The sequence below is a fragment of the Blastocatellia bacterium genome (genome assembly GCA_035573895.1).
GTDB lineage: Bacteria > Acidobacteriota > Blastocatellia > HR10 > HR10 > DATLZR01.
The window spans coordinates 26,769-39,680 of sequence record DATLZR010000156.1; the positions used below are offsets into that span (position 1 = coordinate 26,769).

General features: G+C 59.2%; 8 protein-coding genes and 1 tRNA gene. All 9 read left to right on the forward strand.

What is annotated here, in order from left to right; all coding sequences use genetic code 11:
* Positions 1 to 37 precede the first annotated feature (37 nt).
* The 9 genes from VNM72_13480 (at position 38) to VNM72_13520 (ending at position 12,358) form a co-directional block, all read left to right on the forward strand.
* A tRNA-Gly gene (locus VNM72_13480) sits at positions 38 to 112 on the forward strand.
* Between the two features lie 70 nt (positions 113 to 182).
* A complete protein-coding gene (locus VNM72_13485; protein ID HXF06409.1) occupies positions 183 to 479 on the forward strand; it encodes a PqqD family protein in 297 nt (98 codons plus the stop codon).
* A 14-nt stretch (positions 480 to 493) separates the two neighbouring features.
* Entirely contained in the window at positions 494 to 1,771 is a 1,278-nt protein-coding gene (locus VNM72_13490) for a radical SAM protein (protein ID HXF06410.1), read from the forward strand.
* A 182-nt stretch (positions 1,772 to 1,953) separates the two neighbouring features.
* Positions 1,954 to 3,192 carry a methyltransferase domain-containing protein gene (locus VNM72_13495; GenBank protein ID HXF06411.1) on the forward strand — a complete coding sequence of 413 codons (1,239 nt, stop codon included), beginning with the start codon at positions 1,954 to 1,956 and terminating at the stop codon, positions 3,190 to 3,192.
* A gap of 47 nt (positions 3,193 to 3,239) precedes the next feature.
* On the forward strand, positions 3,240 to 4,148 hold the full coding sequence (locus tag VNM72_13500; GenBank protein ID HXF06412.1) for a hypothetical protein: 909 nt from the start codon (positions 3,240 to 3,242) through the stop codon (positions 4,146 to 4,148).
* Positions 4,149 to 4,694: 546 nt separating this feature from the next.
* A complete protein-coding gene (gene groES / locus VNM72_13505) occupies positions 4,695 to 5,012 on the forward strand; it encodes a co-chaperone GroES (GenBank protein HXF06413.1) in 318 nt (105 codons plus the stop codon).
* Between the two features lie 34 nt (positions 5,013 to 5,046).
* Positions 5,047 to 6,672 (forward strand): chaperonin GroEL, encoded by a 1,626-nt coding sequence (groL, locus tag VNM72_13510; GenBank protein HXF06414.1) that lies wholly within the window; start codon positions 5,047 to 5,049, stop codon positions 6,670 to 6,672.
* A gap of 531 nt (positions 6,673 to 7,203) precedes the next feature.
* Positions 7,204 to 9,753, forward strand: coding sequence for a PKD domain-containing protein (locus tag VNM72_13515; protein ID HXF06415.1), 2,550 nt, complete (start codon positions 7,204 to 7,206; stop codon positions 9,751 to 9,753).
* 91 nt (positions 9,754 to 9,844) lie between these two features.
* On the forward strand, positions 9,845 to 12,358 hold the full coding sequence (locus VNM72_13520; GenBank protein HXF06416.1) for a hypothetical protein: 2,514 nt from the start codon (positions 9,845 to 9,847) through the stop codon (positions 12,356 to 12,358).
* The last annotated feature ends 554 nt before the right edge of the window (positions 12,359 to 12,912 follow it).

The following is a 12,912-nucleotide window of genomic DNA, read 5'->3' on the forward strand; positions in this document are numbered from 1 at the left end:
CCCATCGGGCTTGACATAAGATTGTGATTCACAATGAGCGGGCGTGACGCAACGGTAGCGTATCAGCTTCCCAAGCTGAGTGTTGCGGGTTCGAATCCCGTCGCCCGCTCCATATTTTTTGATCGTCCCAATATCCCCCGGTGGGTTTGACATTCTACGCTTCGCAACGTAGCACCGATGCGATGGACACCATATTCGAGAAGTCGCCCATGATCGTCTCGCGAAAGATCGGAGAGGAATACCTGCTTGTCCCCCTCCGCCGCGAGGCAGCCGATCCGGAGAAAATCTACACGCTCAACGAGGTCGCAGCCTTCATCTGGGAGCAGATTGACGGAACCCGATCCGTCCAGCAGCTTGTGGCGGCTGTACTCGACCATTTTGACGTGACCGCGGATGAAGCCCGGAGGGATGTCATTGAGTATCTGGAACTGTTGTCGCGCATCGGAGCGATCGTGTCCCGCCAAAGGGACACCATTTAATCTCGAGGTTCACGATGGGAAATTCGAGCATCCCTCAACTGAGCTATCGGGCCTTCGGCGAGCGCCTTATGGCGATGGCGTCGGCCCGCCGCATCCCCCTGTTTGGAGAGATCGAACTGACCTATCGCTGCAATCAAAACTGTGCCCACTGCTACGTCAACCTTCCCCCAGGAGATCGAGAGGCAAAAGGCCGGGAGATGACCGCTGAGGAAATCTGTCGGATTATTGATGAGATCACCGACGCCGGATGTCTCTTTTTGTTGCTGACCGGGGGCGAGCCGATGCTTCGCCCCGACTTTCTCGACATCTATGCTTACGCGAAGAAAAAGGGGTTGCTCATCACAATCTTTTGCACTGGGACGCTCGTCACGCCCCAGATCGCCGATTACTTGGCCCAGTGGCCCCCTTACAACATTGAGATCACCATCTATGGAGCGACTGAACAAACGTATGAGCGCGTGACCGGACTCCCTGGGTCTTATCGGAAATGCTTTGCAGGAATTCGGCTGCTGCTGTCTCGGGGATTGCCGGTCAAACTGAAGACGGTGGTCATCTCCCTGAACAAACACGAATTTCAGCAAATGGAACAAATCGCTCGCGATCTCGGCGTGGAGTTCAAATGGGACGGACATATCAATGCCCGCATTGATGGTGGACGCAAACCACTCGATGTCCGGCTTGATCCTGAAGAGGTAGTGGCCCTTGATCTGGCAACCGAAAAGAGAATCACCGAGTGGCGCGAGTTTTGTGACCGCTTGCCGCGTTCCTATCGAACCGATCGGCTCTACTCGTGCAGTGCTGCCCTCACCGCCTTTCATATTGATCCCTATGGGCGGATGACCCCCTGTACCATGGCGCGACTTCACGGCTACGATCTCCGGCAGGGCAGCTTCCGTGATGCCTGGGAAGGATTGTTCGCCGATCTCCGGAAGCGAAGACGGCCCCCGACTGATCGCTGCGCCGATTGCGATTTGATGACCATCTGCTTTCAGTGCACGGGTTGGTCCCAGCTCGAACACGGAGTGGAATGGGCACCGGTTGACTTCCTGTGCGAGGTCACTCATGCTCGCGCCGAGGCTCTCGGGCTGCCGCATGCGCGGGGAATCTGCTGCGACGTCATCGAGAACATCAAAACACGGAAGCGACGCCGCCTGCACGGCTGTGCGGTCGGAGTCCATGCCGCACCGGCGCGGGCAACAGGAGAAATAAGCAATGAAGAAAAAACCCTATCGCAAACCGGAAATCCAGGAAGTCCGATTAGTCCTTCAGGAATCCGTCATGATGGTCTGTAAGGTCGCCGACCTTGGGGGACCTGGACAACCCGTTTCCGGGTGTAAGGGCCAAATAGGACAACAGTGCGCCCTTTTGGGGACATAAGGAGAGCACCTGGTCGCCAGCTTCCCCTATAACCGGAGCTATAACCGGAGCGAGATAATCACGGGGAGCACGGATGAGCGTACCTCGGAGACCTCACATGCAGACAGAGGCCGCTCGCTGGCTGTCACTTGTGGCAGCCAAGTTCAATGCTCCCGAAGAAGTTGCCTCCCACACGGAGACAGTCGCCGAAGGGTTTGAAGCTTGGGAACGAGAGGTCGTTCAACAGTTCATGACATGCCCCGGACGACTTCTCGATGTGGGCTGCGGCGCAGGTCGCGAGGCTTTCGCCTTCGCCGAACGGGGCTTTGAGGTCGTCGCCATTGATATTGCCGAGAAGATGATCGAGCAGGCTAAAGCCCTGGCTGCCGAGCGGCAAGTGAACATCGAATTTCACACGATGAGCGTGACCGAATGCGCTTTCCCGCCTCAGTCCTTTGACTACATTTTCTTCAGCCGGGCCGTCTATTCCTATATCCCCACGCGGGCGCTTCGTCTCGCCACGTTGGCCCGACTCCGCCAGATGCTCAAGCCGTCGGGACTGTTGATCCTCTCCGGCTACTTCGTCGCGCGACGTCGCCTTCTCTCCCGGAGAGCGCTTCGCCATTTCGGCCAATGCCTGGCAGCGACACTGTGGGGACGGTGGACAGCGACGGAACCGGGCGACACCCTCATTGGTCGCGTGTCCGAACGGAGCGACTTGAACAAGCCCTGCTTCGTTCACATATTCCCCAGTCTCACGGCCATCGCTGAGGAACTTCGTCAGGCGGGATTTTCCATCCTCCGAGGGGGCACGCACTTTTATTTCGTCGCTCAGCCCGCGCCCGAGGGGAACGGCGACGTTCGAGTGGTGACAAATGATGCCTTCGGCCACCTGATATCGGAACTGCTCGCCCAGGGACTTCGAGTGCGCTTCACCGTCAGCGGAACGAGCATGCGCCCCTTCCTTGAAGAAGGGGACATCGTCACCCTCGCCCCGGTCACGCCAGCGGACCTGAAGATTGGCGACATCGCGCTGGTGCGTCGGTCTCCGAATTCGCTCACGCTGCACCGTCTTGTCAGAAAAATGAGGGGATCACAGCCACTCCTCGTTTTCAAAGGAGATGCCGTCAACGAAAGTGATGAGCCGGTGGCCCCTCATCAGGTCATCGCCCGGGTGACTGAAATTCAGAAGACGCATAAGCGCATCTCTCTTCAGGAAGGGATGGCCATTGTCCGGAACTGGTTTCTCGCTCAGAAATCAATCCTTCGAGCCACTGGCCGACGGGCACTTCATCGGGTGATTTTGCGGTCGGTTCCGGCGGACACAGGGACTAACTCTCCCGCAAAAGAGCCATGACACAAGCGCCCCTTACTCCTTTGGGAGGGAATAGGGAGGCACCGGGAGTGTCCTTTGATCAGGTGTGGCTGGAGATTGCGGAGACAAGAATTCGGATTCGCCCATCGGATCATCGGATGAAGATCGGCGTCACCCCGGAATATTTCCCCTTTCTTCGAGAGACACCCTGCGACGCGGCCGATATTGACCTTACGGTCCATTGCCAGGAGATCCCGCAGATTCCCCTCACGCTATCGCTATTTGACTCCGGTGGAGTATGGACGCTGGGACTGTCGGGAGATCGGTTTATCTTTCACTTCAGGACCCTGGCAGCCGATCCGCCGCTTTACAAGCTGGCCGTCATGTCGCGCGATTTCTCAAAAGGCGACGTGTTCATAAGACCTGACACAGGCCTGGTGATCGGTAATGTCCTCTATCCCCTCGAATTCCCTCTGGACGAGCTGTTGGTCAATCATTGGCTGGCCAACGGTCGGGGAATCGAGCTTCATGCCTTTGGAGTCTGCTTTGATGGTAGAGGTCTGGTCTGTTGCGGTCAGTCAGGAGCAGGAAAATCTACAATGGCCCGGCTCTGGCAGGAGGTCGGCTGTGGGCAGATCCTCAGCGATGACCGGGTGATTTTGCGCCTCCAGGATCCCCCGAAAGCCTTTGGGACTCCCTGGCATGGCGACGCAGGAGTTGCCTCCAGCACAGGCTGCCCTTTGATGGCTCTCTTCTTTCTCGAACACACGCCTGAAAACCGCCGGCAACGGCTCACACCCGCTCAAGCCTCTTCCCTTCTACTGGCCCGTTCCTTCCCTCCCTTCTGGGACAAAGAGAGGATGGAAGCGACCCTCGACGTGATCACCCGTATCGTCGAGCGCGTTCCCTGTTACCGCCTGGGCTTTGTCCCCGATCAAAGCATTGTTCACTTCCTGAAATCCCTCGCTTACGAAATTAATAGGCATAACCGCCCGTAACGCCCCGAGCTGTGAACGACGAGGGGGAAGATCACGGCAAAAGCAACCCGCCCTCCGCTCCCACTCGTAGCGAATCATTATGGAGGCTAATACCCCTTCCGTAACGGGAAATTCCCAGTCCAGGCACGGTCACAAACTGTAATAGTCTGCGCCATCTTTGATCTTTCAGAACAGAAGCGGGGGATCCATAAGGGTACTGCTCTGCACTGGGAGATTCCTGCCAGACTCCCGGCTTCTATCCATTGAAGTACTCCTCTAATGACCAGGCTTTTTGTCGCATATCTTCTTGCATCAAGCGAAGATGAAGAGATTTCCCCAAGAGCCGAAACGTTCCGTCCTGGCCCGATGTGAGCGGGTCAGAATCCCCCCGCGCCAGGTCCAGACCGGTCACCGATTCAAGAGTCCCTCTCATGCAAGGGCAGTACCCATCTCCCGGGTCGGGACGGGGGAAAAAATTTCTGGTCACGATCTTGACAAAAAGAGACGCAGATTATATAATCCGACCTGAATCAAATTTCAGAACAGACGGAGGAGGTGCCTATGGCATTGAATATTCGTCCTTTGCACGATCGGGTCGTTGTCAAGCGATTAGAGGAGCAGGAGCAGGTTCGGGGTGGCATCATCATCCCCGATACAGCAAAAGAGAAACCCCAACAGGGCGAGGTCGTTGCCGTCGGTAACGGCAAGATCCTGGAGAATGGAACCAAAGTCCCCCTGGATGTGAAAGTGGGTGATCGGGTTCTGTTTGGTAAGTATTCGGGAACGGAAGTCAGGATTGACGATGAGGAGTATCTCATCATGCGGGAAGACGAGATTCTTGCCGTTATAGAAGCAGCGGCCAAGTCCAAATCAGCGAGCAAGTGAGTTTTCCCCTATCTTTAGATAAGGAGGTGAAACGATGGCGGCAAAACTGATTGTTCATGGAGAAGAGTCCCGTCAGGCTATTCTTCGCGGTGTGAATAAGCTGGCCGATGCCGTGAAAGTGACGCTCGGCCCCAAGGGGCGGAACGTCGTCATTGAGAAGAAATTTGGTTCTCCCACGATCACCAAGGATGGTGTCACGGTGGCCAAGGAAATCGAGCTGGAGGACAAGCTCGAGAACATGGGAGCGCAGATGGTGCGGGAAGTGGCCTCGAAGACATCTGATGTGGCGGGTGACGGAACGACAACGGCGACGTTGCTGGCACAAGCAATCTTCCGGGAGGGCGTCAAGTGCGTGGCTGCCGGTGCCAATCCGATGGCTCTCAAGCGGGGCATTGACAAAGCCGTCGAGCGGGTGGTCGAGGAGATCAAAAAGATGGCCAAGCCCGTCAAGGGCGATATGATCGCTCACGTGGGAACGATCTCGGCCAATGGCGATACGACCATTGGCAACCTCATTGCGGAAGCAATGAAGAAGGTGGGTAAGGATGGCGTCATCACGGTCGAAGAAGCCAAGACGATGCAGACCGAACTGGAGGTCGTTGAGGGAATGCAGTTTGACCGGGGCTATCTCTCGCCCTATTTCGTCACCGATCCCGAACGGATGGAGTGCGTGCTGGAGGATGCTTACATCCTGATCCATGAGAAGAAGATCAGCTCGATGAAGGACCTGCTTCCGCTGCTGGAGCAGATCGCTCGAAGCGGAAAGCCGCTGCTGGTCATCGCCGAGGATGTCGAGGGAGAGGCCCTGGCGACCTTGGTGGTCAACAAGCTCCGGGGAACGCTCCAGGTCTGCGCCGTGAAGGCTCCGGGATTTGGCGATCGGCGCAAGGCCATGCTTCAGGACATCGCCATCCTGACCGGTGGAAAAGCGATCACCGAAGACCTGGGCATCAAGCTGGAGAACGTCCGCATTGAGGACCTGGGCCGGGCCAAGAAGGTGGTCGTGGACAAGGACAACACGACCATCGTCGAAGGCGCGGGCAAACCGGCAGATATTGAAGGTCGGGTTCGACAGATTCGCGCCCAGATTGAAGAGACGACCTCCGACTACGACCGGGAGAAGCTGCAAGAACGTCTGGCCAAGCTCGTTGGCGGTGTGGCGGTGATCAAAGTGGGTGCGGCCACGGAAACCGAACTGAAGGAGAAGAAGGCTCGTGTCGAAGATGCCATGCACGCCACGAAGGCGGCCGTCGAGGAAGGGATCGTTCCCGGCGGAGGCGTCGCGTTCATTCGGGCGCTGCGAGCGCTGGAGAAATTTGAACTCGAAGACCCTGACGAAAACACCGGCGTGAACATCGTGCGTCGGGCGCTCGAAGAACCTCTCCGCTGGATCGCGCAGAATGCCGGCTGGGAAGGGTCCATCGTCGTCGAGCGCGTCAAGAATGCCAAGGAGGAAAACTTCGGCTTCAATGCGCAGACGGAGGAGTTTGAGGACCTCGTCAAAGCCGGCGTCATTGATCCGGCCATGGTCACCCGCATTGCCCTCCAGAATGCGGCTTCGATCGCCGGCCTGCTGCTGACGACTGAAGCGCTTGTCTCCGAGATCCCGGAGAAGAAGAAAGAGAAGGCAGCGGTTCCCGGCGGTGACATGGAATTCTAAAGTTCCTCTCTACAACCCACCCTCCTAGGGGCTCGTCATCGAGCCCCTCCCCCTCTTTTTTGCGGTCGGCAGAAACTCTGGTCCCTCTTTCCCCTGAAAGCGGACTCCCCCGCATTGCAAGGAGAACCGTTCCCCACACCTAACAAATGAGGGGCCAACGACGAGGGTGGATTTTTTCTCCTCAGGCTTGACATTAGCAGGGCGATTGAGTAGAAATGCGGCTGACATAGGGCTGCCTCTAAGGCGGCGGAGGGTTGAGCAAAAAGTGCGCTTGTGAGAAGGGCCAGCTCGTTGCCCTCTCCGAAGTGAGAACGCGAATGAGGATCTCACGGGGAATTTTCAGGTATTCCGTCCCGACTGCTTGCGCAGAGGGGAGCGTGGCTGTTCTCCCGCTCGCCCTGTGCCATCACCCAGAGCCTGCGGGAGAGGTGTTCACGCACGGCCCCGGAGGGGCGCCGATCAGGCGTTCTGTGAGATCGAACGGTTCACAGCTCCGAGTGGCTCAGCTTCATCGGTGGGAGGGAGGCCAGAGTGACGCCAGCGGTGCGCTTTTTGCTCGTGATCGGAGTGACAGCGGCTGTGGTGGTTCCGTGCGGAATGACGTGGGGGTCTGCCGTCAGGGGGAACGAACGTCCTCCGTCGTCCGCGCCGACAAAGCTGTCCCTCATCGTTGAAGGACGGGGGCGGCATTCGCCCTCGATGACTTTTGATGATCCTCTCGATCTGTCCGGTGAGATCATCGAAGGCCTGGAGGGTCTTCATCCTGCTCCCACTCAAGGGATCGTTGCTCCCCTGACGCCGGCCACGGCGGATTTGGACGATGACGGTCAGCTCGATCTCCTTATCAAGTACGCGACGTCGGCAGGCGAAGCACTCACGCTGAGGAGGGCCAGTACCCCCACTGTTACTTCCCGCGGGCATAAGACGGAACCATTGCCGGCCCGATCGGATCGGCACGGGAATACACGGCTTCGCTTAGCCGGACCAAAGCGCTTTGCCTCGACCGCTCGGCCCGCTCTGAACGCCCAGCCAAATATCCTGACGGTCACCACCACGAGTGACAGCGGCGAAGGCTCACTCCGTGACGCCCTCATCCGGGCAAACATGAGTACGGGACCGGATACAATTGTCTTCGCCATCCCGACTTCTGATCCTGGATTCGCCGAGGGAGTCTTCACTATTCGTCTTTTAAGCCCGCTTCCACCTCTGACCGGCGGAGGGATCACCATTGATGGAGCATCGCAGATAACGGTCACGGGGCCGACCAACGGGACCCATCCCGTGATCAAGGTGACGGCAGCAGATGACGGTGTCGCTTCTGGTTTCGTTCTGCAAAGCGACAACAACACTATTCGTTCGCTCATCATCTCCGGTTTCGATGTCGAAGAGGGAGCCGGGATCGTTATCACTGGTGATGTCTCGGGCAATGTCGTCGAAGGATGTCTCATCGGCACAACGGCGGATGGGCGGGCTGCAGAGGGCAACACGATTGGCGTGAAGGTGGAATCCGGCGCCCGCAATACGACCATTGGTGGGACGACGGCCGAAGCCCGCAATGTCATCTCCGGCAATGGCGTCGGCATCGCGCTCATCGGAGAGGCGACGACCGGGACGCGCATCGTCGGCAACAGAATCGGACAGGCTGTCACTGGAGATCCCCTGGGAAACCGCCGAGCGGGAATCCTCATCACCGATTCGAGCAACAACGTCATCGGCGGAACATCCCCTGGTGAAGGGAACGTTATCGCCCATCAAGAAGGCCCCGGCGTCGAAATCACCGGCACTGCCATCAACAATTCCATCCTGGGAAACTCCATTTTCGATAATGGTGGGCTCGGCATTGATCTTGGCGGTGATGGTCCGACCCCCAACGACGAAGGGGATGCGGACACGGGACCCAACAACCGGCAAAACTTTCCCGTGATCACCGACGTAGCCGTTCGCGGCACCCGGGTGACGATTGCGGGGACACTCGATACTGTCGCGGGAGACGTTCGCGTGGAGTTTTTCTCCGACAGAGCGTGCGATCCATCGGGCTTTGCCGAGGGTCTCCAATTCCTCGGAGCGATCATGGTGACGGCGACGGGCGATCCCGCTCAGCCCGCTCGCTTCAGTGTAGAGTTGCCCGCGCCCGTGGCGAGATTTTTCGTCACGGCGACGGCCACCGATTCCGCTGGTAACACATCAGAATTCTCTTCCTGCCAGCCATCTAACACGGCTCCGATTGCTGATGCGGGGCCGGATCAAAGGGTAGACGAAGGAACGGTGGTCACGCTCGACGGCACGGGCAGTCGTGATCCCGATGGCGATCCCATCACTTTTGAGTGGCGGCAGGTAGCAGGACCACCGGTCACGCTCTCCGATCCGACCTCGCCGCGTCCCACCTTCACCGCGCCGATCGTGAGTCCGACGGTCTCTCCTCCGGTAGTCCTGACGTTTGAGCTGGTGGTGAGCGACGGACGATTGCTCAGTGATCCCGATCAGGTTCAGATCACCGTGAATCGCCGCCCGGTAGCCAATGCTGGCCCCGATCAAACCGTGGATGAAGGAGCGGTGGTCACACTCGACGGCACGGGCAGTCGTGATCCCGACGGCGATCCCATCACTTTTGAGTGGCGGCAAACGGCTGGTCCTCCGGTCACGCTCTCCGATCCCACGTCGCCACGACCACGATTCACAGCGCCCTCGCTGTTGCTCAACGAGCCGACGTCGCTTCGACTTACCTTCTCGCTCACAGTGAGCGATCGGCGACTGAACAGCGCACCGGATACCGTTGACATCACCGTGCAGAATGTGGTGCGCATGGACGACTCCGGTCGGAGCGGTAACCAGTTGAAGATCAACCTGGCCACGAATGCCTTTGAGTTTCGCATCGCCCGAACGGGTCAACTGTTCACCGGAACGATCACGACGATTGTTCGAGCGGCAGGTGATGGGGGGAGCGTCCGCATGACCGGTTCGGGCGCTGGGGGCGCGCGGCTGGAGGTCACGATTGATACGCGCCGAGGTGTGGGACTGGCCGTTCTCACTGTCGGTCGAGACGCATTTGTGATCTTCAGCCCGGATATGCGGCGCGAGTGATTTTAAGGATAACCCCAATGAGCGAGTCACCGAGGCAGCATCCCGACGACTCATTCACAACGCACTCGCCGATGAGGAAATGGTGAAGCCGATGAATCCACCAAGGGGAACGACCGTGCGACGCACAACGAGACGTCTGGCTCTGATGCTCCTTTTGCTGATCCTCGATCTGGACCTCCCGATCGCGCTCACCGTGAGCGTTCGGGCAAGCGGCCCTCCGCAGCAACGCCGGGCAGTCGAACCCGCGAATCAAACTGCCACCACCGTCACGGGAGGAACAAGCACCGGCCTTTTCGCCACCTGGAGTGGTCGAACTCTGCGTCGGACGGAGTTCACTCTGGGATTTTCCTGGAATAATTTCGACCGGGATCCCGGCGATGTGGATATCAACCAGATTCCGGTGAGCTTCACCTATGGGGTGACGAGTCGGGTGGAGCTGTTCGCCAATGTGGCTTTCTTCCAGCAGGTGACGGCGCGACAGCCCTTTGCTCTTTCCGGCTATCAGTTCAACGGTGTGCGGTCGGCCTTTGGCGGAGATCCATTTGTTGCCTTTGGCACGCCGGTGGGAGGGCGCGAGGGCGCGGCCGCGTTTTTCCCCTTGAGTGGATCGCTCCTTGGCGGCGTCTTGCCTCCGCCGGGAGCCGCCTTCGGACCGGCGATCCTGGCCGACCGGCCGAGCTTCCTCAACGATCTTCCCTTCTTCGGTCCGGCCACCTTCGATGTCCTCACCCGCAATTTCCAGATTCGCCAATCGGCCAATGGACTGGGCGACATCACTCTGGGAACGAAGATCGCCCTCACTGATCCGGACGGCCTTTTTAATCTTGCTCTCCTCGGCTTCGTCCGCCTGCCCTCAGCCCGCAATTTTCACGCCATGTCGCACGGACGAGGAGCGGGAGCTACCGATTATGGCATCGTCCTCATCAACGGGCAGAATTTCTTCGGCAACCGATTGAGGCTCGTCCAGAATTACGGCTACGTGCGTTCAGGCGACATTGAGCGCAACGGCATCAAACTTCTGGATCGCCGGGACCAACTGCTGCTCAACGCCGGCGTGGAGATCGCGCCGGTCCAGTCACTCGTTCTCACGGCAGAGTGGGCCAACACGTTCTACATTGGAGGCGGAACGCCGCGACTCAACTCGGTCAATCCGTCGGAGGTGATTCTGGGCGCTCGGCTCTATGCCTATGAAGGACGGATTCAACTGGGCGGAGCCTGGCGACGATTGCTCAATCAGGCCGATCAAAAAACGATTCCCGTTTTCGTCCCCGGTCAGGGCATCCGGCAGCTCGACATCAGTTCGGGCGATGTGAACGGTTTTGCCTTCAATTTTGCTCTGGCGCGGCGAGCGTCGCTCATCCCCCTGCCGCCACCGAATCGAGCGCCCGTGGTTTCTATTCTGGCCGAACGGACGGAGATTCGAGAGGGTGAGACGGTTCGGCTGGAGGCGCGGGCCGTTGATCCCGATAACGATCCCCTCTCGCTGGCGTGGTCGGTCGAACCGGCGACCGTTCCGGCGACGGTGCTTAAGCCGGAAGTTCCCGGTGCTCCTTTGAGCGAGCGGGTGATTTTCGATGCGACCGGTGTGAATCCGACGCCGGGAGCGCCTCCGGTCACGGTGACAATTACGGTGACAGTAGATGATGGTCGGGGCGGAACAGCGACGGATCGCCGAACGATCAGCGTCGCCTCACCGGTTGTAGCTCCGCCGCCTCCTCCACCTCCTCCGCCACCTCCGCCAGCCAATCGGCCGCCGCAGATTCAAATGATTGAGATCACGCCGATCGGTGCCCCGCAAGTCCCCGGTCAGATCACCGATGGTGACCTGCTGCGCCTGCGAGCTGTGGCAGCCGACCCCGACGGCGATATCCTCATCTATCGCTGGGGATCAACGGCCGGACGACGCCTGGGCACCGGCAGTGAGATCACGCTCGATACCACTGGCGTCACGGCTGGCCCCGGTGCTCCGCCGGTGACTGTCACCATCACGTTGACGGTGGATGACGGTCGAGGAGGAACCGATAGCGATACCCGCACCATTCGCGTGCTGTCGGTCGCCCGACCACAAGCTCTCGCGCAGACGCCCTTGATTTTCGTCCGGCTCAATGCCGCGCGGGTAACGAACGTTCACAAAGCGATCCTGGATATCGTGGCCGAGAGGCTCAAGGCAGATCCGCGCGCGCAGCTTGTCATTGATGGGCATCAGGATCCCGCCGAGCGACCTACCCTCGCTCGCACGCGCGCGCAAAACGCGGCGATCTATCTCGTTCGGGAGCGCGCCATTGATCGGCGGCGGATCATTCTTCGGGATTTCGGCAGTCGCCAGCCGCATCCGAGCGGACGCCGGGCAATGAATCGTCGGGTGGAAATGTGGATCGTCCCGCCGGGTGCCGAGATGCCGCCGGATCGCGCGGCCACCCCAATCCCGTTTGAACCAACTGTTCAGCGACCGCCGCGGCGTCGTGCGCCCGCCGCTCAACCGCGATCACCGTCCGAACGACGACCGACCTCCCAGCCAAAAGCTCGTCCGCCTGCGACGGCGCGGCCCACCGCAGCGAGATCGGCTCAGGCTCCGCCCCGACAGTCGCAAAAACGGCAGCAATAGAAGCCCCCGCTCGCTGCCCCAGGTCGTGGGGAGATCGGTCGCTGTTGCGACGCGTCCTGGTGAACCTGATCTCCAATACCCTGAGGTTCACCCGGTCGCGCGTCCCCGCCATCATCGAGATCGGTCCTCCTGATTGAGCGGAGGAGATCGTCGTTTACGTGCGAGATACCGGCGTGAGTTTCGATCCGACCTCAGCGGAGAAACTCTTCGGAGTTTTCAGCGGTTGCACTCGACAGCCGAATTTGAGGGGACTGGGATTTCGCTGGCCAATATGCAGCGGATCATCCGGCGTCATAGAGGACGCACCTGGGCCAAGGGAGCTGTTGAAATGAACTGGTTGGGTCTGTTCTCCAGACCCTGCCCACACGTTTCCCTTCTCCTTGCATCGGCACAGACCGATTCTTACAATCTCACCGACGAGGGATGAGCGATGGTCGAAGCGCAGGTGATTCTCGAGCAACGTTCCCCGACGGTCCTCAGCCTGAGCCTTCGCACGGTCGGGCTGAGCGACGAGCAATTTTATCGTCTCTGCCGCGAGAATCCCGATCTTCAGT